The sequence below is a fragment of the Paraburkholderia sp. ZP32-5 genome (assembly GCF_021390495.1).
Classification (GTDB): domain Bacteria; phylum Pseudomonadota; class Gammaproteobacteria; order Burkholderiales; family Burkholderiaceae; genus Paraburkholderia.
Genome location: NZ_JAJEJP010000002.1, coordinates 2,446,884 through 2,473,077 on the forward strand (window position 1 = coordinate 2,446,884; position 26,194 = coordinate 2,473,077).

A 26,194-nucleotide genomic window follows, 5' to 3' on the forward strand; every position below is an offset into this window, starting at 1 on the left:
CGGCACACGGTCGGCCCGGTCGCTCCCAGGAGGCTGTATGGCAATCACAATCCGTTCGTCTTTCACCGTCGAAGCATCGCCCTCGGACGTCTGGAAGACCATGATCGACATCGAACGGTCCGCACCGTGTTTTCCTGGCGCGGAACTCAAGGAACAGCAGCCCGACGGCAGCTACAAGGGCGGCTTCACCGTCAAGCTCGGCCCGCTCACGCTGAAGTTCGCGGGCAAATTCAAGATCGCTGAACAGAACGACGCCGACCGCACGGTCGTGGTGTCCGCCAGCGGCACCGACACGAAAGGCCGTGGCGGCGCCGATGCGCAGATCAACGCGGCAGTCGCCGACGCGGGCGACGGCAAGACCAAGGTCGACGTCGTGTCGGACGTGAATCTGTCGGGCACGGTCGCGCAGTACGGACGCGGCGCCGGCATGATCGAAGCGCTGTCGCAGCAAATGCTGAACCAGTTCGCGAAGAATCTGGCTGCCCTGATCGAATCGGACGCGGCGCACGCCGCTGCCGAAGCCGCACCGGCCGCCGCGAGCGAACCGGCCGCAGGCCAACCGGCTGCATCGGCCCCGGCCGGCGCAACGGATGCGCCGAAGCCCGCCACCGAAGCGCGTCGTCCGCCTCCCCCGCCGGCACCGGTCGTGCCGCTCGACGCCGGCGCGCTGGTGCGCAAGGCGATGTGGCAGTCGGTCCGGAATTTCTTCGCGCGGCTCTTCGGCGCCAAGCAGCAGCACTGAAGAAGTCACCGCCGCACTATCGGAGCACGCATGAAACCCAGTGAATTCCAGTATCACGCGCCGACCACCGTCGACGAAGCCGTGCGACTGCTCGGCACGCTAGAAGATTCGCGAGTACTCGCCGGCGGCCAGTCGCTGATGCCGATGATGAACTTCCGGTATCTGATGACGAGTCACCTGGTCGACCTGAACGGCGTCGACGCACTGACCCGCATCGAAGAACGCGACGGCCGTCTGCATATCGGCGCGGTGGCGCGCCAGCGCGACATCGAACTGTCGCCGCTCGTCACCAGGCGCGCACCGCTGATCCGCGAGGCTTACCAACTGGTGAGCCACAAGCAGATCCGCAATCGCGGCACGCTCGGCGGCAGCCTGTGCCAGCTCGATCCGTCGTCGGAACAGCCGTGCTTCACCGCCGCGCTCGACGGCATCCTGACGATCGCCCGCTATGAAGACGGCGCGGTCACGACCCGCGAATTGCCGATGTCCGACTGGGCGCTGATGTATATGACGCCCGCGCTCGAAGAAGGCGAACTGCTCGCCGGCATCTCGCTCGAGATCTGGCCCGAAGGCCACGGCTATGCATTCGAAGAGTTCGCGCGGCGCCATGGCGACTACGCGATCGTCGGCGTCGCGGCGCTCTGCACCGCCGATGCGCAAGGACGCCTTGACCGCGTCTCGTTGACGATCTGCGGCGTCGCACCCGGCCCGGTCCGGATGCACGAAGTGGAAGCCGCGCTGCACGGCCGCCCGATGGACGAAAGCTCGCTGCGCATTGCCAGCGACGCCGCCCGCGAGCTGGACGTGATGACCGACGCGCACGTAAGTACCGACTATCGCCAGCATCTCGCCGGCGTTCTGACCGAAAGAGCGCTGAAGACCGCGTTCTCGCGCGTCGCACGACAATCGTAAGAGGAGAAGGACATGGAGACTCGTATCGTCAGAGTCGTTGTCAACGGTCAAGCGTATGAGCGCGAAGTCGAATCGCGCCGCATGCTCGGTGACTTCCTGCGTCACGACCTCGAACTCACCGGCACGCACTACGGTTGCGAGCACGGCGTATGCGGGGCCTGCACCGTGTTGATCGAAGGCCGCACCGCGCGCGCCTGTCTGACGCTCGCCGCCCAGGTGAACGGCCGCTCGCTGACCACCGTCGAAGGTCTCGCCCAGGCGGACGGCACGCTCAACGAACTGCAAAAAGCCTTCAGCGAAAAGCACGCGCTGCAATGCGGGTTCTGCACGCCCGGCATGCTGATGACGCTGACCGAACTGCTGAACGAAACGGATTCGCCGACCGAAGACGAGATCCGCGAAGCGATCACGGGCAATCTGTGCCGCTGTACCGGCTATCAACCGATCGTAGCCGCTGCCCTGCTCGCGGCAGAGCGCATCCGCGAACAGCGCGCCAACACACCGGCGGCACACGCTACGGAGTAACACGATGGAAATTTCCGATCTGAAGGGTGCCACGACCGACCAGCGCTTCATCGGCAAGCGTGTCGCGCGGACCGAAGACAAGAAGCTGCTGCAGGGCCAGGGCTCCTACGTGGACGACCTGCACCTGCCGAACATGCTGCAGGCCGCGGTGCTGCGCAGCCCGCACGCGCACGCGAAGATCGTCTCGATCGACTGCACGGCCGCCCGCGAACTGAAGGGCGTGCACGCCGTTTACACGCACGCGGATCTGAGCGGCCGCGCAAGCGGCCGCGTGCCGTCGATGCTGCCGAACCCGGCAATCCGCTTCGAGCGCACGCAGGAACTGCTCGCCTCGACGGAAGTCACGTTCGCGGGTGAAGCGGTGGCCTTCGTCGTCGCCGACAACCGCTATATCGCGGAAGACGCCTGCGGTCTGATCGAGATCGAGTACGACACGCTGCCGGCCGTCGCCGACTGCCGCGATGGTCTGCGCGCCGACTCGCCGCTGTGCCACACCGACGCGAAGGATAACGTCGTCGCCCATATCGAAATGGGTTTCGGCGACATCGACGCAGCCTTCAACGGCGCGCCGCACGTCGTCGAGGAAACCTACTGGCAGAACCGCGGTTCCGCGCATCCGATGGAAACGCGCGGCTATGTCGCCGAATATCACGCGACCAACGGCGAGCTGACCGTGTGGTCGTCGGGTCAGGCGCCGCACCACGAGAAGAAGAACCTCGTTGAACTTCTCGAATGGGATGCCGAGAAGCTGCGCGTGCTGATGAACGACGTCGGCGGCGGCTTCGGTCCGAAGCTGCCGTTCTATCCGGAAGAAGGCCTCGTCGCGATCGCGGCGGTCGCGCTGAAGCGTCCGGTCAAGTGGATCGAAGACCGTCGCGAGCACTTCCTCGCGGTCACGCAGGAGCGCGATCAGTGGTGGACCGTGCGCATGGCGCTCGACAACGACGGCAAGATCCGCGGCGTCAAGCTCGAAATGGTGCACGACAACGGCGCGTTCCTGCCGTGGGGCATCATCACGCCGTACATCTCGATCACGACGACCCCCGGTCCTTACGTGATCCCGGCGATGGGCGCGAAGCTCGACGTCGTCTATACGAACAAGTGCGCGACTTCGCCGGTGCGCGGCGCGGGCCGTCCGCAAGCGGTGTTCGCGATGGAGCGGATTCTCGACAAGGCCGCGCGCGCGCTCAAGATGGACCGCGCCGAGCTGCGCTGGCGCAATCTGATCCAGCCGGAACAGATGCCATACGACGCGGGCTTCATCTATCGCGACGGCAGCCCGCTGCGCTACGACAGCGGTGACTATCCGGCCTGCCAGAAAGCCGCGCTCGAACGTGCGAACTACGCGAGCTTCGCCGCCCGCAAGGCTGAAGCGCGCAGTCAGGGCCGCTTTATCGGCATCGGCATGGCGAGCTTCGTCGAAGGCACCGGCATGGGCCCGTTCGAAGGCGCGACGGTGCGCGTGCAGGCGAACGGCCGCGTCGTCGTGATCACCGGCGCGTCGCCGCAAGGCCAGGGCCACAAGACGACCTTCGCGCAGATCTGCGCGGAGCAGCTGAACGTCCCGCTCGAAACGATCGATGTGATTACCGGCGATACCGGCGGCATCTCGATGGGCGTCGGCACGTTCGCGAGCCGTGCGACCGTCAATGCCGGCAACTCGGTGTACATCGCCGCGCAGGCCGTCGGCGAGAAAATGCTGACGCTCGCCGCTCACCTGTGGAAGTGCGAGCCCGCCGACCTGCTGCTGATCGGAGGTCACGTGGCGCGCCGCTCGGGTATCGAGCAGCGCATGAGCTACGGCGAGCTGGCGAAGATCTCGCAAGGCATGCCGGGCTTCACGATGCCGAAGGGCCTCACCGCGGGCCTCGAAGAGACGAAGTACTTCTCGCCGGCGCAGTCGACGTACTGTAATGGCACCGCTGTCGTCGAAGTCGAAGTCGATCGCGAAACCGGCCACATCACGATCCTCAACTACGTGATGGCGCACGATTCGGGCAAGCTGATCAACCCGCTGATCGTCGACGGCCAGGTGATCGGTTCGGTCGCGCACGGCATCGGCAACGCGACGCTCGAATGGATGCAGTACGACGAGAACGCACAGCCGACCACGACGAACTTCGGCGAATACCTGCTGCCGATGGCAACCGACGTGCCGAACATCGACATCGTCCACCTCGAAACGCCGTCGCCGCTGAACCCGCTCGGCGTCAAGGGCGCGGGCGAAGGCGGCACGATCCCGGCCGCAGCCGCAATCGTCGCGGCGATGGAAGATGCGTTGTCGGAGTACGGCGTCGAATTCACCGAAGCACCGCTGGTCCCGCAACGCGTGTTCCAGAAGCTCAAGGAGGCCGGCGCATACGCGCGCTGACCTGCGCGGGCGCTCGCTGAACGCGGGCGCCCTTTCCTGTTTTCATTGTTTGGACCTTTTCTCCATGACGACCGAATTCACCGCAGCGCTCCACGAATCCGAATACCGGATCACCCTTGCTCAACCCGAGACCGGCAACATGCTGACGCTCGAAGCGATGCGCGAGCTCGCCGCCGAGATCCGCAAGGCCGGCCGCGACAGCAACGTGAAGATCATCCGCATTCGCGCAACGGGTTCCGGGTTCTGCCGCGGCCGCGCGGTCAGCGCACCGCCGGCCACGCCGCCGAGCGCCGCGCAATTCCGCCGCAACGTGGCCGATCCGATTCTGGACGTCTACCGCGCGATGCACGAAAGCGAAGTGCCTATCCTCGCTGAAGTGCAAGGCGATGCGGAAGGCTTCGGCTGCGCGCTCGTCACCGCGTCCGACCTGGCCGTCGCCGCGGACACCGCCCGCTTCAACCTGCCGGAACTGCAGAAGAACCTGCCGCCGACGCTCGTGCTGTCCGTGCTGCGCTACAAGGTGCCGACCAAGGCATCCGCGCACATGGTCTACCTGACCGAGACGATCGACGCCGCGAACGCGCGCGACTGGGGCATCGTCGCCGAAGTCGTGCCGGCCGACAAACTGGCCGAGCGCGCCGACGCAATGGTCGCGTATATCTGCTCGCGCGACCGCATCGCGATCGCCACGCTGAAGTCGTATTTCCGCGAAATCACGGTTCCGAACTTCTCGCTCGCGAGCGAAGTCGCGGGCTCGGCACTCGCGAATGCAATGACGTCGATGAAACGCTGATGTACCACTGATCCGCCGCACGACGTGCCGCGCCATCCGCGCGCGGCACCCGCGAGACGGATCGGACGTCGCAACACCCTGCCCGCTTCGGGCAATCTTCAAGCAATAAGGGCGCCGCGCAACGCGACGCTTCACGGGACCTCTAGCCATGGCTGATCAAGACACCACTTCCACGTCCTCCGCGACCCCCGGTTACGCGGACCTGCACGACCACATCGCACGCCTCGACGCGGCAGGCTTGCTGTACCGGATCGACGAGCCGGTCAACAAGGACACAGAAATGCATCCGCTCGTGCGCTGGCAGTTCCGCGGCGGCATTCCGGAAGCGGAGCGCAAAGCGTTCCTCTTCACGAATATCGTCGACAGCAAGGGGCGCAAGTACGACATTCCGGTGATCGTCGGCGGTATCGCCGCGAATCCCGAGATCTACCGCATCGGCATGAACGTGCCGTCGCTCGACGACATCGGCGACGCGTGGAACCGCGCGATCAACAATCCGCTCCCGCCGGTCGTGGTCGAAAGCGGCCCGGTGCATGACATCGTGATCGAAGGCAAGGACCTCGAAGGTCCGGGCAATGGCCTCGAATCGCTGCCGCTGCCGATCTCGACGCCGGGCTTCGACGCCGCGCCGTACATGACGATGACCGGCGTGATTTCGCGCGATCCGGAAACCGGCGTGCAGAACATGGGCACCTATCGCGGCCACCTGAAGTCGCCGACGCGCCTCGGCATGATGATGCTGGTGAACCTGCGCGCGGGCGGTCTCGACCACTGGCGCAAGTACGCGGCCAAGGGCGAGAAGATGCCGGTCGCGATCGTGCTCGGCGCGCCGCCGGTCGTCGCGTTCCAGGGCCCGCAGAAGCTGCGCCCGAACGTCGATGAAATGGCTGTGGCCGGCGCTCTCGCCGGTGCGCCGATCCGCATGGTCAAGGGCCGCACGGTCGATCTGCTGGTGCCGGCCGAAGCGGAAGTGGTCGTCGAAGGTTACGTCGATCCGAAGTTCCTCGAACCGGAAGGTCCGTTCGGCGAAAGCCACGGCTACGTCGCGCTCGAAGACTACAACATGTCGATCGAAATCACCGCGATCACGCGCCGCAAGGACGCCGTGCTGACGTCGATCATTTCGCAGGTCACGCCGTCGGAATCGAGCGTGATCAAGCGTCTCGCGTACGAGCCGATGTTCCTGAGCCATCTGCGCGATCATCTCGGCATCCGCGGCATCAAGAAGGTGTTCCTGCACGAGCCGCTCACCAACCTGCGCCGCTTCGTGTTCCTGCAGTTCGAGCGCGGTTCGAAGAAGACCGAAATCTGGCGCGCGCTGTACGGCACGATGTCGCTGCAGGCCGCGATCGGCAAGTACGTGATCGCCGTCGACGACGACATCGATCCGGATAACGCGGACGCAGTGTTCTGGGCAATGGGCTATCGCTGCAACCCGGTCGAAGACGTGAAGCTGATTTCGTATCGCGAGCACGGCCACGGCCCGCGCTCGGACCACGATACGGGCCTCGATTCGGCGATGCTGGTCGACGCGACGATGAAGTACCCGATGCCGCCGCTCGCGCTGCCGAAGAAGGAATACATGGAGAACGCGAAGGCATTGTGGGAACGCCTCAATCTGCCGAAGCTGAAGCCGGAGTCGCCGTGGTACGGCTACTCGCTCGGCGACTGGACCGACGAATGGGACCGCAACGCCGCGCAGGCGACGCGCGGCGAATGGATGCAGCGCGACGAGTCGTACAAGGCCCGCCGCCGTGCCGGCGTCGAGCCGAACTCGCCGGTGCGCGGTTACGAGAGTGGCGATCATGACGACGCATAACAGCACCCCGGACCGGATCATCGTCGGTATTACCGGCGCGTCCGGTGTGATCTACGGGATTCGCGCGCTCGAACTGCTCGCCGAGGCGGGCGTCGAGACGCATCTGGTGATCAGCAAGGCCGCCGAGCTGACGATGACGTACGAGACCGACATCCGCGCGGCCGATCTGCGAGCGCGCGCGTCGCGCTGGTATTCGGCCGGCGATATCGGCGCGGCGATTTCGTCGGGCTCGTTCAGGACCAAGGGCATGCTGATCGTGCCGTGCTCGGTGCGCTCGATGAGCGAAATCGCCACCGGCATCACGAGCTCGCTGATCAGCCGCGCGGCCGACGTCGTGTTGAAGGAGCGCCGCCGTCTGGTGCTCGGCGTGCGCGAAACGCCGCTGCACGGCGGCCATCTGCGCACGCTGGTGCAACTGTCGGACATGGGCGCGGTCATCGCGCCGATCGTCCCGGCGTTCTACAACAAGCCGCAGACGATCGACGACATCGTCAATCACACGGTCGGCCGCATGCTCGATCTGTTCGACATCGACGCCGGTGTGGTCAAGCGCTGGAAAGACCAGCCGGAGCAGCCGGAAGAGTAGCCGTGCCGCAGTAATGGCGCGGTAATGGCTCGGTAACTCGGGCACCGCGCCGCTATCACCCACTTCACAGGACCGCCGCGCCACGCGCGCCGGCGGCCCCTCTTTGCGACGACCATGACTGAATCCAATCTGCTGTCCCGGCTCGCCGATCCGAGCCTGTTGCGCACGCTCGCCTATGTCGACGGCGCATGGTGCGGCGCCGACGATGCGCGCACGTTCGCCGTCGACGATCCCGCCACCGGCGAGACCCTCGCCAACGTCCCGCTGATGACCGGCGCCGAAACGCGTCGCGCGATCGAAGCCGGCGAACGCGCGCAGCGCGGCTGGCGCGCGCTCACCGCGGCGCAACGCGCGGCGATCCTGAAGCGCTGGCACGCGCTGATGGTCGCGAGCACGGACGACCTCGCCGTGATCATGTCGGCCGAGCAAGGCAAGCCGCTCGCCGAAGCGAAAGGCGAAATCGGCTATGCGGCATCCTTTATCGAATGGTTCGCCGAGCAGGCCAAACGGATCGACGGCGATGTGCTCGCGTCGCCGGCCGCCGACAAGCGCATGCTGGTAACGAAAGAGCCGATCGGCGTCTGCGCCGCGATCACGCCGTGGAACTTCCCGGCCGCGATGATCACGCGCAAGGTCGCGCCGGCCCTCGCCGCAGGCTGCGCGATGATCGTCAAGCCCGCTGAAGCCACGCCGCTGTCGGCGCTCGCGCTGGCCGAACTCGCGCATCGCGCGGGCGTGCCGGCCGGCGTGTTCAGCGTCGTCGTCGGCGACCCGCGCGCGATCGGCGCGGAGATGACCAGCAACCCGATCGTGCGCAAGCTGTCGTTCACCGGCTCGACGCCGGTGGGCCGTCTGCTGATGAGCCAGTGCGCGCCGACCGTCAAGAAGCTGTCGCTCGAACTCGGCGGCAATGCGCCGTTCATCGTGTTCGACGATGCCGACCTCGATGCGGCCGTCGAAGGCGCGCTCGCGTCGAAGTACCGCAATGCCGGCCAAACCTGCGTCTGCACGAACCGCTTCTACGTGCAGGACGGCGTGTATGACGCGTTCGCCGAGAAATTCGCGGCGGCGGTCGCCCGTATCAAGGTCGGCAACGGCTTCGAGAACGGCGTCACGCAAGGCCCGCTGATCAACGAAGCCGCGGTCGAGAAGGTCGAAGCGCATATCGCCGACGCGGTCGAGCACGGCGCTCGCGTGCTGACCGGCGGTGCGCGTCATACGGCCGGCAAGCTGTTCTTCGAACCGACCGTGGTCGGCGACGTCACCGCATCGATGCGCTTTGCGACCGAAGAAACCTTTGGCCCGGTTGCGCCGCTGTTCCGCTTCCACGAAGAACAGGAAGCCATCGCCGCGGCCAACGCGACCGAGTTCGGTCTCGCCGCCTACTTCTTCAGCCGCGACATGGCGCGCGTCTGGCGCGTGTCCGAAGCGCTCGAATACGGCATGGTCGGCATCAATACCGGCCTGATCTCGAATGAAGTCGCGCCGTTCGGCGGCGTCAAGCAATCGGGTCTCGGCCGCGAAGGCTCGAAGTACGGCATCGAGGAATACCTCGAGATCAAGTATCTGTGCATGGGCGGTCTCTGAGCGACGCCGCTTCGGTAACAGGCCGACACCTTGCCAACAGCGGGATTCGTGATCCCCACGCGCCGCCCGGCAGTCGTTGGACAGCAGTCCGACGGCGCCGGGCCGTCGCGCATCGGTCGGTGAAGCCACGCGTTGACACTCGTAATACTGCTATGCAATCATACAATCACACCGATTTACCCATCCGCTGGGTCTCATTTTAAGGAGACAGAATGTCATCATCGACTCAAGATCTTTCGCGCACGGCGCCTGCCGGCGGTGCGCCGCGCGACTTGCAGGAACATATCGCCCGGCTCGAAGCCAAGGGCCTCCTGACCCGCATCGAGCGGCCGATCAACAAGGACACGGAACTGCACCCGCTGGCACGCTGGCAGTTCCAGGGCGGCCTGCACGAAGATCAGCGCCGCGCTTTCCTGTTCACCAATGTGGTGGACGGCGAGGGCAACAGCTATGACATCCCGGTGCTGATCGGCGGCCTCGCGGCTTCGCCGGAAATCTATGCAACGGGCCTCGGCCTGCCGGTCGAGCAGATCGGCAAGGTGTGGATGGACGCGATCAACGAACCCGTCCCGCCGGTCATGACGGAAACCGCGGCGTGCCAGGAAGTCGTGATCACCGGCGACGAGCTGAAGACCCGCGGTCTGTCGCGTCTGCCGGTGCCGGTTTCGACGCCGGGTTTCGACTGCGCCCCCTACCTGACCGCAACGCTGTGCGTAACGAAAGATCCCGAGAGCGGCGTCCAGAACATGGGCACGTACCGCGCGGCGCTGAAAGCCGAAGACCGGCTGGGCGTGCGTATGGCGAGCCGTCTGTCGGGCGCCGGCGGTTATCTGCACTGGGAAAAATATCGCGCCAAGGGCGAGAAGATGCCGTGCGCGATCGTGCTCGGCTGCGCGCCGGCCGTGCTGTTCACCGGCCCGCAGAAGCTGCAGATCGACCAGGATGAAATGGCGGTTGCCGGCGGCCTGATGCGCGCGCCGGTCGACGTCGTGCGCTGCAAGACCATCGATCTCGTGGTCCCGGCCGACGCCGAAATCGTCATCGAAGGCCTGATCGACACCGATGCGCTGGAGCCGGAAGGTCCGTTCGGCGAAAGCCACGGCCATATCGCGCTCGAAGACTACAACATGTCGATGCACGTCACCGCGATCACGATGAAGAAGAAGCCGGTCTTCGTGTCGATCATCAGCCAGGTGACGCCGAGCGAAAGCTCGGTGCTGAAGAAGGTGGCTTACGAGCCGCTGTACCTCGAGCATCTGCAGAAGGTGATGGGCGTGCGTGGCGTCAAGCGCGTGGTGATGCATGAGCCGCTGACCAACCTGCGCAAGGTGATCTTCGTTCAGTTCGCCCGTAAAACGCCGCAGGCTGAAGTCTGGCGCGGCCTGCAAGGCGCGGCGACGCTGCAGGCGCAGTGCGGCAAGCTGGTCATCGCGGTCTCCGAAGACATCAACCCGGAAAATGCCGACGCCGTGTTCTGGTCGCTCGCCTATCGTTCGGACTTCACGCACGACGTGCACGTGACGCCGTATCGGGCCAGCGGGCACGGCCCGAAGTCCGGTCGCGCGCCGCTCGAAAGCACGCTGCTGATCGACGCCACGCTGAAGCACGACATGCCGCCGCTGGCTTTGCCGACGGAGCCGTACATGACGGCCGCGCGCAAGATCTGGGAGGAGCTGAACCTGCCGGGCCTCACGCCGCAATCGCCGTGGCACGGCTATCACCTCGGCGACTGGGACAAGCGCTGGGATGAGTATGCAGAGGCAGCCACTTCGGGCGGCTGGCGCGAAACCGGCGAGCGTACGTGGGCCAACCGGCGCGGCGGCGTGAAACCGGAAACGCCGGTTCGCGAAGCTTCGGGTGGTGGTCACGGCGAGTAAGCGCCAACGCGCCTGCTGAATGTCAATAACCCTGGAGCAGAGGCATCTGGAGACTCCATGACTCAAAACAATACTGTCGATATCGCTGACGTCGTCGAGACGCAGGAACGAAGCTGGTTCACCATCACCCTCTTCGTTCTGTGCGCCCTCGTGATGCTGGCGGATGGCTTCGACAACCAGGCTTTGAATTACGCCGCCCCTCGCATCATCAAGGAGTGGGGCATCAACCGTGCGTTGATGACGCCGGTGTTCAACATCAGCATCATCGGCTGGATGGCCGGTTCGGTCGTGTTCGCGATGCTGGCCGACCGTATCGGCCGGCGGCGCGCGATCCTGATGGCGACCGCGCTGTTCGGCGCGTTCACCTTCGCCGTACCGTTCGCCCACAACCTGGTCGAACTGTCGATCCTGCGCTTCTGCGCGGCGCTCGGCATCGGCGGCGGTATGCCGATGGCGGTGTCGCTGATCACGGACTACGCGCGCTCGGGTAAGCGGGCGTTGATCATCACGCTGCTCTACCTCGGCTACACCGCCGGTTCGGCCGGCGGCGGCCTGCTCGCGGCGGAGATCATTCCGGCCTACGGCTGGCGCTCGGTGTTCTACGTCGGTGGTGCGGGCGCCGTGCTGGTGATGCTCGCTCTGTTCGCCGGCCTGCCTGAATCGATCCGTTACCTCGCCCTGCGCAAGCCCAACAGCGAGCGCATCCTCGGCTATGCACGCAGGCTCAAGCCCAGCGCGCATTTCGCGGACGGCACGCGCTTCACGATTCAGGAGCAGGTGCGCACGGGTGTGCCGGTGGGTCACCTGTTCACCGAAGGCCGCTCGGCGATGACCATCTTCCTGTGGCTGGGGCTGGGGCTGTCGTTCGTCACCCACTTCTTCCTGTCGCAGTGGATGACGACGCTGCTGTCGGACCAGATCGGCTATGCGAATGCAGCCCGCAGCCAGGCGCTGTTCCAGCTTGGCGCCGGCTTCAGCTGGTTCTTCGGCTGGATGATCGACAAGAAGGGCCTGAAGGTGATGACGCTGACGATGATCCTCGGCGCGATTCCGGTGGCGGCACTCGGCGTGGCAGTCGGTTCGGGTGCCAGCCTGACGATGATGATGGCGATGGCTTCGGGTCTGCTGGTGCTGGGCGGCAATATCGGCCTCAACGCAGTATCGAGCATGATCTATCCGACCTTCATCCGTTCGACCGCGACCGGCGCATCGTTCGCGGTGGCGCGCATCGGGGCCATCATCGGCCCGCTGCTCGCCGGTCTGCTGATCGCCGTCGGCACGCCGATCGGCACGATCTTCCTGCTCGGCGCGCTGCCGCTGCTGGCCTCCGGTATCGCGTGCTTCATGCTGAACCGGACCATCACGCCGGAAGCAGCGAAGGAAATGTCGTTGCGCTCGGCACTGTCGCGGCATTAAAGCACTAAGGGGCTTCTTCGGAAGCCCAACTTAAGGGTCAACGCAACCACCCGGTCATTTTCATGGATAGCGTCAATCTCGAAGTACTGAAGGCAAGCGTTCGCTGGATCGACAGCGGACGTCGCGTGCTGCTCGTCACCGTCGTCAAGACGTGGGGCTCGTCGCCGCGGCCCGAAGGATCGATGCTGGCAATCTGTGAAGACGGCTCGGTGGTGGGCTCGGTATCCGGCGGCTGCATCGAGGACGATCTGATCGACCGCGTGCGGCAACTGGGTATCGAGCAGACCCGCCCTGAAGTCATGAAATACGGCATCTCCGCCGACGAAGCACATCGCTTCGGCTTGCCGTGCGGCGGCACGATCGAGCTGGTGCTCGAACCGCTGACACGCGCGAGCGGCATCGACGAATTGTGCCGCCGCGTGATCGCCGGACAGCTCACCGCCCGCTCGCTGGATATGGCGAGCGGCACGGTGAAGCTCGTGCCGGCCCACTCTACTGAAGGCGTCGATTTCGATGGCCGCCGGCTGCTGACCATTCACGGTCCGCGTTACCGGATGCTCGTGATCGGTGCCGGTCAACTGTCGAGCTATCTTTGCCAGATCGCACTCGGACTCGACTATCAGGTGACCGTCTGCGATCCGCGCGAAGAGTACACGGACACGTGGCACGTTCCGGGCACGACGCTCGTGCGTACGATGCCGGACGACGCCGTGCTCGACATGAAGCTCGACGAACGCTGCGCGGTCATTGCGCTGACGCACGACCCGAAGCTCGACGATCTCGCGTTGATGGAAGCCGTCAAAACGCGCGCCTTCTACGTTGGCGCGCTGGGCTCGCGCCGCAACAATGCGGCACGACGCGAGCGGCTCGAAACGCACTTCGATCTGAACAAGGATGAACTGGGCCGCTTGCGTGGGCCCGTTGGCATTTATATCGGCAGCCGTACGCCGCCGGAGATCGCAGTGTCGATACTGGCCGAAGTAACAGCGGTGAAGAACGGTGTCGCATTGCCAGGGGAATTCCGGATCGAGCAGGCAAAAACAATGCTCGATATAGCGGTGGATGAGCAGACGAGTTGCGCCATTACGACGCGTCACTGATTCACGCAAATAGTACTAATTTCGCGATAAGATCGCGCCGCGATTCGGATCGTGGACAACCTCGCGAACGGGAGTAGCGGGGCTTGCAGTAGAAACTCAGACTGATAGAAATTCAGACTGCTTCAGTCTGATCAGACCAAACCAAATAATAAACGGGGGACACCATGCTTTCTCGCCTATCGATTTCCGGCCGGCTGTCGACTGTGATGGCCGTGCTGGGCCTGCTCATCGTCACCGTCGGCATGCTCGGGCAGCTCGCCATCGAACGTTCGAACGAAGAGCTGGATTACGCTTACTCGAACCAGCTGGCGGCATCGATTGCCGTGGGGCGAGCCAATCTGAAGCTGGAGATCGCGCGCGCGGTACTCAATCGCGCGCTGATGCACCCCGAAGCCGCCAATGTGCCGGAGGCCGTCACGAAGGCACTCGGTCACCTTGCGGACTCCGATCGCGCGTGGCAAACCTACCGTGCGCTCGACCTTCCGGCTGAAGAACGCGCGCTCGCGGACCGCGTGAACGAAGCGCGCTCCGCACTGGAGCAACGCGGCATCGTGCCGTTGGCCGAGGCGCTAAAGAAAGGCGATCGCGACACGGCGGACCACATCGTATCGAAGACGATGTCGCCGCTGTCGACTGTGCTCGCGAATAACAGCGACGCACTCGATCGCTGGAAGAGCGAGCGCGGCCAGCAGGTATTCGCCGCCGCCGAACATTTCCATGCACAACTGCGCATTGCGGGCGTGGTGCTGATCGTGCTCGGGCTGGTCGTGTGCGTGGCCTGCGCGTACGGATTGCGCCGTGCGATCGTGATGCCGCTCGCGAGCCTGCTTGCGGCGCTTCAGCGTATCGCACAGGGCGATCTGACCGTGTCGCTGAAGGCACGCACGAGCGACGAAATGGGCCAGCTCGTTCACGGACTCGAACAGATGCAAGGCGGCCTCGAACAGATGGTTCGACAAGTCACCGACGGTTCCGAATCGATTGCCACCACGACCGGGCAGATTGCCGCCGGCAACAACGACCTGTCGCAGCGTACCGAGGAACAGGCGGCATCGCTGCAGGAAACGGCGGCCAGCATGGAACAGTTGACGGCTACAGTGCGCCAGAATGCAGACAATGCGCGTACCGCGCAAACGTTGACGGAGTCGGCGCATGACGTGACCGAGCGCGGCTCGCGAGTGGTGGGCGACGTCGTGAATACGATGACGGAAATCGATCGCAGCTCGCAAAAGATCGCCGACATCACCGGCGTGATCGAAGGCATCGCGTTCCAGACCAATATCCTCGCGTTGAATGCCGCCGTGGAAGCGGCCCGTGCCGGCGACCATGGCCGTGGCTTCGCCGTGGTTGCATCGGAGGTGCGTTCGCTCGCGCAACGCGCCGGTGCGGCTGCGAAGGAAATCAAAACCTTGATCGACGATTCGGTTGCACGCGTGGCGTCAGGTTCGCAGCTCGTCAACGTCGCCGGCGAAACGATGCAGGAAATCAGCGACTCGATCACGCGTGTCACGACGATCATGCGCGAGATCGCCAACGCATCCGATGAGCAGCGCGAAGGCATCGAGCAGGTCAGCCTCGCCGTGTCGCAGATGGATCAGGTGTCGCAGCAGAACGCGGCGCTGGTCGAGGAAGCCGCCGCGGCAGCCTCCTCTCTCGACAATCAGGCGAGTATGTTGCGGGATGCTGTAGCGGTGTTCCGGTTGAAGTAGTTTGTTTAGCTCTAGTTAGCCGGCAGCGGCGGCGCTGCTGCCGGCTTGCGCGCAAATCAGAGCAATGCGTCGCGAGCGCCGAACAGGTACTCCGATATCGCGCTCATGATCTTCACGCGATCGTTCTGCCCGAAACACAAGCCTCGCAACGCGGCGCAATAACTGGTGAACGTCGCGTTCGCGGCCTTGACCCGATCGGCGCACACGAAGCCGAGTTCATAGTTCGAAAAGACCGGCTTGTACCCGAACATCATCAAGCCGATGACTTCGCGCGCGAATACGCGTGGAACGCCATCTCTGAAGAACGTTTGGGGATTCGCGCGAAAGAACGCTTTCCACTTCTCCCTGCTGGGATCGCCATACGCGTTTGACGCGGTTCCAAAGATCGTGCGCACCATTCCAAATCCTGCCTGCATCTTCGGCGCATGAGCCTGCGGCACCGGCGCTGGCGGCACAAATGCATCGAAAGCCTCGTCGGCCAGATGGAAATCCTGGAAGCGCCGCACTCCCCCCAGAACAAAGCTGTCGTTGAGCAGCGGACTCCAGTTCTTGTCACTGAGAATGCTGCCGGGACCCAGCACGTCGACCACCCGCGCGCGCGGTCCCGCCGAGATCCCAATACGCCGCCGGTCGTTCATGATCGAATCGATCAGATTGATGTCCTTCTGCTCCTGAACACCATGCGCTGAGGTCAGGCCGAAATTCAGCAACAGCTCCTTGTTCGTGCGAATACCGGTATCGCCCAGCAGCAGAAAGCCCAACGCGTTCATCGACGCTTGCCGGTACATTCTCCAGCCATTGAGGACGTTGATCGTATCGTCCGCATCCCACCATTTGAACCATGCATTGTCGGTCTTGTAACTGGGCAAGATCTGCTTGACCTCGAAGACATAGGTATTTAACTGATACATCTTTCCTCGCTTTCGGTGAGACGAACCATCGCGGTGTATGAATATTTAGGCGCCGTAAAACTAACGGCGTGAAGGTCGACGTGCAATCCCTGGAATCGGGGAGCGACATGGGGTAGCAGCGCGGCGCCTATATCACAACCAGCGTCAACTAAAACTGGACACGCGAAGCCCAGGTTGCAGGGGTATACGCTGTACATTCCCGTTCCTTGCCGGATTGTCAAAACTCAATAAAGAACAAGACATCCGGCGAGGCCACGAGAAAACGTATGTTCGCTACCCTCCGTTCCAACCAGAAGCCGTTACCCAGCCCGGTACTGATCGTCGAAAACGAATTGCCCATGCAGAACCGACTGCGCGCGATATTGATTGCGCTCGGTTATGGGGAGAAAGACCTGCTGGTCACAGGCAATATCGCGGATGCCCTCGAAACGCACGCGAAGCACCCGTGCGCCATTGCCCTTATCGACATCCGTCTATCGGATGGCTCGGGCATCGACCTGATCCGGACATGGCATGCCTGTGATCCGGCTTTGCCGATTCTGGTCATTTCCGCATCGAACGCGGCCACCGTGATCGTGGCCGCGCTTCAGGCCGGTGCGGTCGGGTACTTGCTGAAGGAACGCGACGATATCGAAATCGCACTGTCGGTGCGCAGTGCGCTGCGCGGAGGCGCGCCGATCGATCCGTTCGTGGCGCGATATGTGCTCGAAACAAGCAGCGTGATTGCTCAGCCGGTAGTTCGGGCAATTCCGGCAATTTCGTCAATTGGTGGCTCAAAGCCGGCGCCGATTTCAGTCAAGCTCAGTCGACGTGAAACCGAAGTCCTCACGCTGGTGAGCAAGGGACTCGCGAACAGGGAAATCTCCGATCTGTTGTCTCTGTCCAAACTGACCGTGGAGTCTCACATCAAGAACATGTTCAAGAAATTGCATGTTCGCTCGCGTACAGAGGCTATTTTCGAGGCGCGTGCTCAGGGGTTGTTGCCGTAGAGCGGGCAAGCGTTCACGAAATCGCGTAGTCCGGCCGCAATGCGATAAGCGCCCGATGATCGCGGCATATCCGACCCGCTGCATGATTGACGCAACCGCACGACTCAATAACAAAGTCATCGAGCTTGTCCGCATCAAGGTTCACATTACCCGGCTTCATTCCCACGCGATTACCCAGCCTGCATCGCACATCTTCGCTAATAGCAATTAATTCATCTGGCGAAGATCACTTCATCTTGTTGTCACTCCGTATTATTAAATTGATCTCGCTGTACCCCTTTAATGTTTTATTTAGCGAGACCCAGAATGACGAAGATCAGATGGAATCGCGTTGCCGCTGCATTGCTATGCACGAGTAGCGCTGTCGCCTTTGCAGGAACCCCGTCCGTTGGCAGCCGTGAATACAAGGTTCTGCTCAACCCGGTCGCCTTCGAGAACCAACCTGTCGACGCGGCCAACCGGTTTCTAACGGACCTGCAGGCGAGCCTCGCCGCCAACGGGTTCGATGAAACCGTGACCGGCAAATTCGCGGCGGATCACGACCGCATCGTGACTTACTACGATTCGCCGGGTACCTGCCCGCTGCGTCAAACCGGCTATTCGTTCCGCGAACGTAATGAAAGCGGCGACCTCGATATTGAATTGAAGTTTGGTTCAGCCAACGAAACTACGTCAGCCAAGACCGACGTCAGCGGCAGTTCGTCCGATGCGGACAGCAAGCTCGAAGACGACATCACGCCGCCCGCGAAAGAGACGTTCTCTCACTCGACCAGTGAACCGTTGAAGGCATCGAAGAACATCAACATCCTCGATGACATCAACGATCTCTTCCCGACCACAACGGTGTTCAACAGCATCAAGAGCAACCCGCTCGTGCCGGTCAGCGGTCTGTCGATTCACGAGCTGACCTACGAAGGCCCCAAGAGCGATATCGGCCAGGAAACCGCCGATTTCACGATGACCGTCTGGTATGCGAATGGTTCGACAACGCCGTCGCTCGCCGAGATTTCCTTCGATGTGGACGCCACCGATGACGGCGACTTCACCGACAAGGTCACGGCCCGCTCGCAACTCATCTTCAACGTAATTCAAGGGATGACGAACTGGACACTCACGCCGAGCACGACGAAGACCGCGTGGGTCTATCAGTATCAACCGAGCTTCTGCACGTCCAGCCAGTAACACGTTAGACGCGGTAGATGCAGTAGATGCGGGCAACACAGCGCAAGCTGGTTGCCCGCCTGGGATCTGACCACTCATCCACGCTCAGGCATCCACTCTCAAGGCGCGGCATCGAAACGCTTCGCAAACCACGCGCCAGCGCCGAGCACGAGGCCACTGATTGCCAGTGTCACCACACCCATCGCCATGCCGTCGCCAATCGAGCCTTGCTCGAATTGCTGCCAGATAAAAATCGACGCCGTCTCGACACCGCTCGGTGCGAGCAACAGCGACGTCACCAGCTCGCGCGAAGCAATGGCAAACACGATCAGCATCGACCACAGAAGCGTCGGCGCCACGAGCGGCAGCACGATGCGCATCATCGTGCGCATGCCCGTCGCGCCATGCACGCGTGATGCTGCTTCAAGACCCGCACCCAGTTGAGTCAACGCGACACCGGTGTAACGCACCGGATAAGGCAACAGCAGACAACTGTACGAGAGCAGCAGAATCACCCACGTGTTGTAGGGCGTAATGGGCCAGAACGAGCGGTTCCATGCGAGGATCAGCCCGACGCCGACGACGATCCCCGGTAATGCATGAGGCAGCAACGTCAGCGCATCCAGTGCCGCGCGCCCACGCATGCGCGTCCTGACCACGTACCACGCGCTCGCGAAACCCAACACGCCCGTCACTGCCGCCGTGCCCGCCGCGAGCCCGACACTGGTTGCCAACGCACCGGCCCCTTCGCTCCCCGCCGACAACGCGCGGAAATGCAAAAGCGTCAGGTTCGACATCGCCAAACCCGCCGACAGAGAACCCGTAAATGCCGTAGCGATGATCGCGAAAAGCGGCGCGAGTGTGGTGAAGATGGCGACGATGCCGAACGCGGCAAGCACGGGCCAACGCCAACCGCGCAACACGTACCGCGTGGCGGCGGCCGGCTTGCCATTCTGCGTTTCGAAATCGCGCCCGGCCAGTACCTTGCGCTGCGCGCAGAACGCGATCAGCGCGAGGCACGCGAGCATCAGCGACAGAACCGACGCGCCCGGCAAATCGATTGGCCAATCGGAAAACCGTGCCTCGATCGATGTCACCATCACATCGAAACCGGAGTTGGCGCCAAGCGCGGACGGAATGCCGAATTCCTCGATCGCCATCGTGAACGCGAGCAAGCCACTCGCCGAGATCGCCGGCAAGACGAGCGGCAACGTGATGCGTACAAAACCGCGCCACGGCCCCGCGCCATATACGCGCGCAACCTCGGCCAGCCGGCCGCCCGTCACGGCCAGCGCGCGCGACACCGAAAAATAGACGACTGGAAACACCGTCAACGTCATCGATGCCACCATGCCGCCGAACGAAAACAGCAACGGGCCGCCGTTCACGCCAGTGGCCTGGTCGAGGTAGCCGCGCGGCTGCATCAGCAGAATCCACCCCAACGCGACGAGATACGGCGGCATCAGAAACGGCGCGGCAATCAGCAAATCCCACACACGTGCGAACGGTACGCGAAACAGCGCGCGCAGTGCGCCAAGCGGCACGCCCAACGCGATACTCGACAGAGCGACCGCGCCGCCGAAGCCGACGGTATGCGCGAGCAGCGTCCATGTCCGCGCATCGCCGAAGGTCTGCCCGAACACACCGAACGGGTGATCGAACGCACCAAGAGCGAAATGCGGAAAGACGGCCTGCAGTACGACAAAGATGATTGGCAATGCGACCAGTATCGCGAGCGCCGCGAGGAGCGGCGCGACTGCGATCGGAAAGCCGGGCCGCGCGTGCGACGCGTGCTGCCGCACGCGTCTTGCGACCGTGTTCATCAGTGCTCGCCGAACAATGCGTTGAAATGCGCGAGTACTTCCGCGCGCGACTTCGCATTCGACTCGCCGCCTTGAGGCAGCAGTTTCAGGTCCTGGAATTTCGGTCGGGAAGTCGAAATATCGTCGCGTGCCGGCATCAACCATGCGGCGGCAACGAGCTTTTGCCCTTCATCCGATAGCACGTAGTCGACGAACGCACGCGCGGCATCCTGCTCGTGCGACGTCTTCAGGATCATCATCGGCCGCGGTGCGATTACCGTGCCGCTGCTCGGGAAAATGACCTTCACCGACTCGCCGTTTGCAGCGGCGCCATAGGCGACGTAATCGACCGCACCGAACACCGCGGCCTTCGCACCTTGCAGCACCGGCGTAATGGCTTGTGCATTCGGCCCCTGCACGATCATGCCGTTCGCGTGCAGACTGCTGAACAGTTTCCATGCGCTATCGCCGAGACGCTCCTGCAAGCCGAGAATCAGATCGAGCGAAGCACCGGACAAAGCGGGATTCGGCGTCGTCACCTGATTGCGATACGCCGGTGCGGCGAGGTCGCTCCAGTCGCGCGGCTCAGGCTTGCCCGAGCGCGTATTCCATACGATGCCGAGCGCCGATACGCCCTGCGCGACGTACGAAGGTCCCTTGAACATCGGCGGCACATGCGCGGCGTTGGGGCTCTGATAGTCGAGCAGCCAGCCGCGCTTCTCGAGATCCTGAGCAGTGTCCCACGACGCGGAAATCAGCACGTCCGCGCGCGGATTACCGGACTCGGCTTCGATGCGGGCCATCACCTTGCCCGTGGTGGCCTGGAACAGATCGACCTTGATGCCAGTCTTGTGCTCGAAGCCGAGCGCAAGTTTCTTGCCTAGATTGCCAGGGCCAGCGGTGTAAACAGTAAGCGATTGGGCATGAGATGTACCGAGCCCGAAAGTCGACAACATAACGAAAGTAATGAGATGAATGAATCTGGACATTGTAGCCATTCCACTATCGGTGAATGATGTTTTCCACGCGTCCGTGGGCAAGCGTCACGATGGTATGTGCGAGCACATCGGCCTCGCCGCGATCGTGCGTCACATAGACCGCTGTCGTACCGAGTTGCGCGAGCAGTTCGCCGATTGCGTCGCATAGACTCGCACGCAATGGCGTATCGAGATTGGACAGCGGTTCGTCGAACAGCATGATGCGTGGCTCCGCAACGATCGCGCGCGCGAGTGCAACGCGTTGCTGCTGGCCACCGGATAGTGCCGACGGACGGCGCGCACCCATGCCCGCGAGCCCCACGCGTGTCAGCGCTTCTTCGACGCGATGCAGACGCTCCGCGCGCGCGACGCGCCGCATTTCCAGCGGAAACGACACGTTGCCGGCCACCGTCATATGCGGCCACAGCGCGTAGTCCTGAAACACCATGCCGAGACCGCGCTGCTCGGGCGGCACGAATGTCGTTGCGTCGGCGACGATATCGCCGCCGAACGACAGGTGCCCCGCATCAGGTCGCGATAGTCCGGCCAGCAGCTTGAGGAACGTGCTTTTGCCACAACCGGACGGTCCAAGCAGCGCGAGCGTCGTGCCGGCCGGCACGTCGAGATCGATACCGTCCAGCACGGGCTGACCGTCGAATGCCTGCGTAAGCCCACGTGCTTCGATCTTCGCGCTCGCCTGCGTCATTGACCGGGTCCTTAGAACTTGTGGCGGATGCCGGCCATCAGACCGAACTGGTTCGAGCCCGCGACGACGTCAGTGCCGAAACCGTTGAGGCCCAGATTCGAGCCGTTACGGTTGAGCACGTAGCCCAGGTTCGCATACAGGTCGGTGCGCTTCGACAGGAAGTAGTCGGCGTCGACCTGGAACGACCACGGATCACGCGCGGTGCCATAGAAGTTCTGGTACATCGCGGTGCCGGAAAATTGGAGCGCCTTCGTCGCGTACCAGGTCGCGCCGGTCCAGTAGAGGCTCGATGACTCGACGGGTCCGGTCGACAGCGTGGTCAGGTGAATCGCCTGCGAATTGAGGTAGCGATAGCCGCCGTACAGCATCACGCTCGGCAGGCGGTAGCTGGCAGCAACGCCGATACGACGGTCCATGTCGCCTTCGTAGCCACCCGCCTTCGTCGTATGAGCCGCCGCCGGGTTCGTGCTGCCGCCGTTCTTCTGGTCGTAGACGAGCGTCGCGCTGAACGGACCTTCCGTATAGCGCAGACCCGCTTCGATCACGCGTGCTTCGCGCGTATCGCCAGCCGGCTGCGTACCGTAAGTCACGTTGTCGTAGCCGAAGCTGTATTGTGCGAGCGCGGTCAGCGGACCGAAGCGCTTTTCATAACGCACGGTGTTGTCCAGACGATCGGAGAACGCCGAGTCCTGCATCTTGATCGCGTAGACCGCGTTCTTCAGCGGGTTGTACTCGCTGACCCAATCGAGAAAGAGGCCGCCCTGGCGTCCGAGCGTGACCGTCCCGTAGGTCTTGTCGCTGAGGCCAACGTAGGCGAGACGTCCGAACAGGCGTCCACCCTGCAGCAGGCCGCCCGTATTGACGTTCAGACCGCTTTCCAGCAGGAAGAACGCCTGCGTGCCCCCGCCCAGGTCCTCCTTGCCGGTGAAGCCCCACCGCGAGCCGGACATGTCGCCCGACGTCATGCGTGTGACGCTGTGAGTACCGTTCTTGTCGGCTGAAGCGTGAGTCAGATATTCGATGCCGGAGTCCAGGATGCCGTACAGGGCAACGGAGGATCCGGAGTTATCGTCGGTGGCGGCTAGAGCGCCCGGGGAAAAGCTCGCGCAGACGGCCAGACAGCAGCCGACCGCCGCGATGCGGCAGGTAGGGTTCACAGGTTTGTCCTCTTTGGGATTAAATTGAGCCGCCAATGTAAGCGGCGCTCAAGTCATTCGCATGACAATTGCAAACCTGTGGAAGTGCTTGCTGCAAGGCGGGAAGTCGCCGCGAGACAGTCAGACGTTGACGCTAATTCCGAACATAAAACGAATCGACGCGCAGCACGGTATCGAAAATTACCGCTTGCCGTGAACCGCGAGAATAGCTCGGCCAGTCTGGAAGACCCTCTCCGTTCGGGTCGCCTCGCTCGACAAAATTCAATACCGCCGCCTGAAACGCCTGAGCGACCGCGCGTGCGCCAGTCAGATCGAGATCGCGCAGCATTGCGGCATCCGACCAGTCTTCGAAGTTGTCGAACAGGAACGGAAGCTCGAGACAATGACACGCTCCGACCCGATCTGCTTTCGATCGCCACGCGAACTCGTACATATAGCAGCGGCCGCCCAGGCTGACTAACGTGTCCGCCAGCCGCGCGGTGGGCTTGCGAAAGATCTGGTCGGAGACGAACTGAAGCAGATGCTCGTAGGCTCCCACGTCAGGATGTTCGCGACGCCATCCTGCGTAGACTGCGGCGCCTTCGGCGCCCAATACCGTCTCGAAGCGTCGGCTCGCGTCTGCATGCGTCGCGTCCAATACCGCCTTGTCGTGCGAAAAGAAGACGCCCATTTCATCCGGCAATGAGCCGATAAGGAGCGGCTTGCGAAACGAGCGCGCGGCCGCTGCCGCGATCATATCGGCAGGCAGAGAGTCGGATTGCAATGGCAGGAACGTCTCGGGAATATCCGCGAATACAGGTGTCGCGCGAGCGAGTAACGCCTGACCCTCCAGTAACTTTTCCAGCGGCAATTGCCGCAACGCTTCAATGTTGGCGGAAACGCCGAGTAATCGGCAATAGTGCCCGGCGAGCGCGGCGGCATCGTCGGGCGATTGCGGTGTGATCGATCCTGGGACACTCAGCAGAATCGCCTGCGCGAATAGATCGCTCGACTCGCTCCATGCCGACAGCGCCGCCGTGTACCACGCCCCCGCGGATTGTCCGCACAGCGTGATGCGCGACGCGTCTCCGCCAAATGCGGCGATGTTACTGTTGATCCAGAAAAGCGCCTGACGCAGATCGTGCAAAGCCATGCTGCCGGTCGTCTGACCGGGCAGATAGAGATTGCCGAGCGCACCCAGCCGATAGTTGACGCTCACCACGATCGCCCGCCCGCTGCGTGCGAGGTTATCGCCGTGATACCAGGCCAGCGGCGCGCCGCCAGTCAGCCAGCCGCCGCCGTGAATCCAGACCAGCACCGGCAGTTTCGCTTCGCGCCGCGACGGCGCCCAGATGTTGAGGCGGAACGCGTCTTCCGATTGATGGTTGAATTCCGGCGTCGTGCCCATCACCGCGGTGAGGCGGCTGGGCGTCTGCGGAAACACCGGACCAGGGTGGCTTGCATCGCGCACGCCCGTCCATGCGGCGGGCGGCTCCGGTAGCGAGAAGCGCCGCTTCGCACCGAGATCGGCGGCGTACGGAATGTCGAAGAACGCGTCGACACCATCAACGCGGGTTCCTGACAGCAAACCCTGTCGGCATTCAATCGTCACAGATGGATCGTGAATCGTCGGCATGATTCTGGTCGCTCGCTAGTGGTGGGATTCCGCGCCCGTGAGCGAACGACTCGGCGCGCTGTCCATCTGGCACGACCCGACGTTGTCCGCGCTTCGGTTCAGTTCGCCGCGCATCCGCGCCATCGCCGCGCAGGCCAGCAGCAACGGCACGGAGAGAAGCATGCAGACCGCGGAGAACGACGCGCTCGACGACACGATGACGCCGATCAGCGCGGAGCCCACGATCGAGCCGAGCCGGCCCATCGCAAGCGTCCATCCGCCACCCGACGCACGCAACGAAGTCGGATAGAAGATTCCCGCGATCGTATTGATGCAGATGAGCGGACCGCCGACGGTCAGGCCGGCCAGAAACACGACGCCGGCATACCAGCTCTGCGACTCGAGGCCCCCCAACGCCATCATCGTCACCACGCCGCAACCAAATGCGCAAGCAACCACCGTGGCGACATTGAAGCGCCGCACTGCCCACGCAAACAGCACCGCTCCGCCAAGCGCGCCGAACTGGAACATCGACGATAGCTGCGACGCGGCCACCATCGAAAGTCCCTGCAGCCGCATATGCGAGGGCAGCCAGCTACCGACCAGAAAGAACACCAGATATCCGCAGAATTCGGCGCTCCACGTGAGCAGCGTACCGAGGCGAAAGTCGCGAGACAGAAGACCGACGCGCTTGCCGTCGACAGTGCTGGGTACTTCGCCGCCATACCCAACCCGAGACAGATCGATGCGCGGAAAGATTCTCGTCATCGCGCGCTGAATCGCTTCTCGCGGTTGCGCCCGTACCAGCATATGCCGGGGCGACTCCGGCACGCGCCACACGAACACCACCAGCACGACGAGCGGCAACGCGCCACTCAACGCAAGCATGCCGCGCCACCCTACCGCACCGATTAGTGCGGCCGTCGCGAAACCCGCGGCTGTCGCGCCGAGCAGGAAGCCGCAGAACGTCGCGGCGAGCATTGCGGAACGTGCTTTGTCCGAACAGTATTCCGCCACGAGCGCCGACATCACCGGCATTGCGGCGCCGACGCCGATGCCGGTGACGAAGCGCCATAAAACAAGCTGTGAAACCGATGTCGCCACACTCGAAGCGAGCGTCGTCACGCTAAACCACGCAATGGCCGCGGCACCGACCCATTTCCGGCCGAACCGGTCGGCCAGCATGCCGCCGCCGACGGAACCCAGCAGAATTCCCGCCAGTCCGGTGCCGACCAGCGGAGCCAGCGCGACTCTCGGTAACGACCACTCGGCGGAAATAGCCGGTGCGATAAAGCCGACAATAGTCGTATCGAAGCCTTCGATCGCGGTGACCAGAAAACAGAGAATGAACACTGCCCACTGACATGCGCCGAACGGCACGGAATTGAAAACGTCGTGAATAGACTGTGTTGCTGCCTGATGAGGCCGATTCATATGAAACTCTCCGGGATGCCGCGGGA

The 26,194-nt window shown here is 63.3% G+C and carries 21 protein-coding genes; 14 read left to right on the forward strand and 7 right to left on the reverse strand.

The features are described 5' to 3' along the window. The first annotated feature begins 37 nt into the window (after positions 1-37). The 12 genes from L0U82_RS29680 (at position 38) to L0U82_RS29735 (ending at position 15,437) form a co-directional block, all read left to right on the forward strand. Positions 38-742 carry an SRPBCC family protein gene (locus L0U82_RS29680; RefSeq protein ID WP_233836666.1) on the forward strand — a complete coding sequence of 235 codons (705 nt, stop codon included), beginning with the start codon at positions 38-40 and terminating at the stop codon, positions 740-742. Positions 743-772: 30 nt separating this feature from the next. Then, positions 773-1,654 (forward strand): FAD binding domain-containing protein, encoded by an 882-nt coding sequence (locus tag L0U82_RS29685; RefSeq protein WP_233836667.1) that lies wholly within the window; start codon positions 773-775, stop codon positions 1,652-1,654. 12 nt (positions 1,655-1,666) lie between these two features. Next, complete coding sequence (locus L0U82_RS29690; RefSeq protein ID WP_233836668.1) at positions 1,667-2,179, forward strand: (2Fe-2S)-binding protein; 513 nt, start codon at positions 1,667-1,669, stop codon at positions 2,177-2,179. A gap of 4 nt (positions 2,180-2,183) precedes the next feature. Then, a complete protein-coding gene (locus L0U82_RS29695; protein ID WP_233836669.1) occupies positions 2,184-4,550 on the forward strand; it encodes a xanthine dehydrogenase family protein molybdopterin-binding subunit in 2,367 nt (788 codons plus the stop codon). A 64-nt stretch (positions 4,551-4,614) separates the two neighbouring features. Beyond that, the gene (locus L0U82_RS29700; RefSeq protein ID WP_233836670.1) at positions 4,615-5,343 is read left to right on the forward strand and encodes an enoyl-CoA hydratase/isomerase family protein; all 729 of its coding nucleotides are present in this window, start codon (positions 4,615-4,617) and stop codon (positions 5,341-5,343) included. A gap of 148 nt (positions 5,344-5,491) precedes the next feature. After that, entirely contained in the window at positions 5,492-7,162 is a 1,671-nt protein-coding gene (locus L0U82_RS29705) for a UbiD family decarboxylase (protein ID WP_233836671.1), read from the forward strand. Then, positions 7,149-7,748 (forward strand): UbiX family flavin prenyltransferase, encoded by a 600-nt coding sequence (locus tag L0U82_RS29710; protein ID WP_233836672.1) that lies wholly within the window; start codon positions 7,149-7,151, stop codon positions 7,746-7,748. Before L0U82_RS29705 ends, L0U82_RS29710 begins: the two co-directional genes overlap by 14 nt. Positions 7,749-7,862: 114 nt before the next feature. Beyond that, positions 7,863-9,335, forward strand: coding sequence for an NAD-dependent succinate-semialdehyde dehydrogenase (locus L0U82_RS29715; protein WP_233836673.1), 1,473 nt, complete (start codon positions 7,863-7,865; stop codon positions 9,333-9,335). Positions 9,336-9,547: 212 nt separating this feature from the next. Further along, on the forward strand, positions 9,548-11,212 hold the full coding sequence (locus L0U82_RS29720; RefSeq protein WP_233836674.1) for a UbiD family decarboxylase: 1,665 nt from the start codon (positions 9,548-9,550) through the stop codon (positions 11,210-11,212). 57 nt (positions 11,213-11,269) lie between these two features. Then, on the forward strand, positions 11,270-12,628 hold the full coding sequence (locus tag L0U82_RS29725) for an MFS transporter (RefSeq protein ID WP_233836676.1): 1,359 nt from the start codon (positions 11,270-11,272) through the stop codon (positions 12,626-12,628). 62 nt (positions 12,629-12,690) lie between these two features. Continuing rightward, a complete protein-coding gene (locus tag L0U82_RS29730; protein ID WP_233836678.1) occupies positions 12,691-13,728 on the forward strand; it encodes an XdhC family protein in 1,038 nt (345 codons plus the stop codon). 164 nt (positions 13,729-13,892) lie between these two features. Then, entirely contained in the window at positions 13,893-15,437 is a 1,545-nt protein-coding gene (locus L0U82_RS29735) for a methyl-accepting chemotaxis protein (protein ID WP_233836680.1), read from the forward strand. Between the two features lie 56 nt (positions 15,438-15,493). Here the strand turns inward: L0U82_RS29735 and L0U82_RS29740 are convergent, their stop codons facing one another. After that, positions 15,494-16,348 carry a hypothetical protein gene (locus L0U82_RS29740; RefSeq protein WP_233836682.1) on the reverse strand — a complete coding sequence of 285 codons (855 nt, stop codon included), beginning with the start codon at positions 16,346-16,348 and terminating at the stop codon, positions 15,494-15,496. A gap of 266 nt (positions 16,349-16,614) precedes the next feature. Between L0U82_RS29740 and L0U82_RS29745 the strand changes: the two genes are divergently transcribed. Together L0U82_RS29745 and L0U82_RS29750 are read left to right on the forward strand one after the other, a co-directional pair. Further along, positions 16,615-17,337, forward strand: coding sequence for a LuxR C-terminal-related transcriptional regulator (locus tag L0U82_RS29745; RefSeq protein ID WP_233836684.1), 723 nt, complete (start codon positions 16,615-16,617; stop codon positions 17,335-17,337). 306 nt (positions 17,338-17,643) lie between these two features. Next, positions 17,644-18,519 (forward strand): hypothetical protein, encoded by an 876-nt coding sequence (locus L0U82_RS29750; protein WP_233836686.1) that lies wholly within the window; start codon positions 17,644-17,646, stop codon positions 18,517-18,519. Between the two features lie 98 nt (positions 18,520-18,617). On the opposite strand, the gene L0U82_RS29755 is transcribed toward L0U82_RS29750, so the two are convergent. The 6 genes from L0U82_RS29755 to L0U82_RS29780 all read right to left on the reverse strand — a co-directional run bounded on the left by L0U82_RS29755 (position 18,618) and on the right by L0U82_RS29780 (position 26,168). Beyond that, entirely contained in the window at positions 18,618-20,321 is a 1,704-nt protein-coding gene (locus L0U82_RS29755) for an ABC transporter permease (protein ID WP_233836688.1), read from the reverse strand. Continuing rightward, positions 20,321-21,289, reverse strand: coding sequence for an ABC transporter substrate-binding protein (locus tag L0U82_RS29760; RefSeq protein WP_442793681.1), 969 nt, complete (start codon positions 21,287-21,289; stop codon positions 20,321-20,323). Before L0U82_RS29760 ends, L0U82_RS29755 begins: the two co-directional genes overlap by 1 nt. A gap of 13 nt (positions 21,290-21,302) precedes the next feature. Then, positions 21,303-21,983, reverse strand: coding sequence for an ABC transporter ATP-binding protein (locus L0U82_RS29765; protein WP_233836689.1), 681 nt, complete (start codon positions 21,981-21,983; stop codon positions 21,303-21,305). 11 nt (positions 21,984-21,994) lie between these two features. Further along, a complete protein-coding gene (locus L0U82_RS29770) occupies positions 21,995-23,140 on the reverse strand; it encodes a porin (protein WP_233836690.1) in 1,146 nt (381 codons plus the stop codon). Positions 23,141-23,273: 133 nt separating this feature from the next. Further along, positions 23,274-24,755 (reverse strand): carboxylesterase/lipase family protein, encoded by a 1,482-nt coding sequence (locus L0U82_RS29775; protein ID WP_233836691.1) that lies wholly within the window; start codon positions 24,753-24,755, stop codon positions 23,274-23,276. A gap of 15 nt (positions 24,756-24,770) precedes the next feature. Beyond that, the gene (locus tag L0U82_RS29780; protein WP_233836692.1) at positions 24,771-26,168 is read right to left on the reverse strand and encodes an MFS transporter; all 1,398 of its coding nucleotides are present in this window, start codon (positions 26,166-26,168) and stop codon (positions 24,771-24,773) included. Positions 26,169-26,194 lie beyond the last annotated feature (26 nt).

What these genes read in the sequence shown, in the direction of transcription:
- L0U82_RS29755 (WP_233836688.1), bottom strand. Translation starts at nt 20,321, where the DNA reads ATGAACACGGTCGCAAGACGCGTGCGGCAGCACGCGTCGCACGCGCGG.
- L0U82_RS29725 (WP_233836676.1), top strand. Translation starts at nt 11,270, where the DNA reads ATGACTCAAAACAATACTGTCGATATCGCTGACGTCGTCGAGACGCAG.
- L0U82_RS29680 (WP_233836666.1), top strand. Translation starts at nt 38, where the DNA reads ATGGCAATCACAATCCGTTCGTCTTTCACCGTCGAAGCATCGCCCTCG.
- L0U82_RS29765 (WP_233836689.1), bottom strand. Translation starts at nt 21,983, where the DNA reads ATGACGCAGGCGAGCGCGAAGATCGAAGCACGTGGGCTTACGCAGGCA.
- L0U82_RS29700 (WP_233836670.1), top strand. Translation starts at nt 4,615, where the DNA reads ATGACGACCGAATTCACCGCAGCGCTCCACGAATCCGAATACCGGATC.
- L0U82_RS29715 (WP_233836673.1), top strand. Translation starts at nt 7,863, where the DNA reads ATGACTGAATCCAATCTGCTGTCCCGGCTCGCCGATCCGAGCCTGTTG.
- L0U82_RS29760 (WP_442793681.1), bottom strand. Translation starts at nt 21,289, where the DNA reads ATGTCCAGATTCATTCATCTCATTACTTTCGTTATGTTGTCGACTTTC.
- L0U82_RS29705 (WP_233836671.1), top strand. Translation starts at nt 5,492, where the DNA reads ATGGCTGATCAAGACACCACTTCCACGTCCTCCGCGACCCCCGGTTAC.
- L0U82_RS29740 (WP_233836682.1), bottom strand. Translation starts at nt 16,348, where the DNA reads ATGTATCAGTTAAATACCTATGTCTTCGAGGTCAAGCAGATCTTGCCC.
- L0U82_RS29780 (WP_233836692.1), bottom strand. Translation starts at nt 26,168, where the DNA reads ATGAATCGGCCTCATCAGGCAGCAACACAGTCTATTCACGACGTTTTC.
- L0U82_RS29685 (WP_233836667.1), top strand. Translation starts at nt 773, where the DNA reads ATGAAACCCAGTGAATTCCAGTATCACGCGCCGACCACCGTCGACGAA.
- L0U82_RS29730 (WP_233836678.1), top strand. Translation starts at nt 12,691, where the DNA reads ATGGATAGCGTCAATCTCGAAGTACTGAAGGCAAGCGTTCGCTGGATC.
- L0U82_RS29720 (WP_233836674.1), top strand. Translation starts at nt 9,548, where the DNA reads ATGTCATCATCGACTCAAGATCTTTCGCGCACGGCGCCTGCCGGCGGT.
- L0U82_RS29710 (WP_233836672.1), top strand. Translation starts at nt 7,149, where the DNA reads ATGACGACGCATAACAGCACCCCGGACCGGATCATCGTCGGTATTACC.
- L0U82_RS29735 (WP_233836680.1), top strand. Translation starts at nt 13,893, where the DNA reads ATGCTTTCTCGCCTATCGATTTCCGGCCGGCTGTCGACTGTGATGGCC.
- L0U82_RS29745 (WP_233836684.1), top strand. Translation starts at nt 16,615, where the DNA reads ATGTTCGCTACCCTCCGTTCCAACCAGAAGCCGTTACCCAGCCCGGTA.
- L0U82_RS29775 (WP_233836691.1), bottom strand. Translation starts at nt 24,755, where the DNA reads ATGCCGACGATTCACGATCCATCTGTGACGATTGAATGCCGACAGGGT.
- L0U82_RS29690 (WP_233836668.1), top strand. Translation starts at nt 1,667, where the DNA reads ATGGAGACTCGTATCGTCAGAGTCGTTGTCAACGGTCAAGCGTATGAG.
- L0U82_RS29695 (WP_233836669.1), top strand. Translation starts at nt 2,184, where the DNA reads ATGGAAATTTCCGATCTGAAGGGTGCCACGACCGACCAGCGCTTCATC.
- L0U82_RS29750 (WP_233836686.1), top strand. Translation starts at nt 17,644, where the DNA reads ATGACGAAGATCAGATGGAATCGCGTTGCCGCTGCATTGCTATGCACG.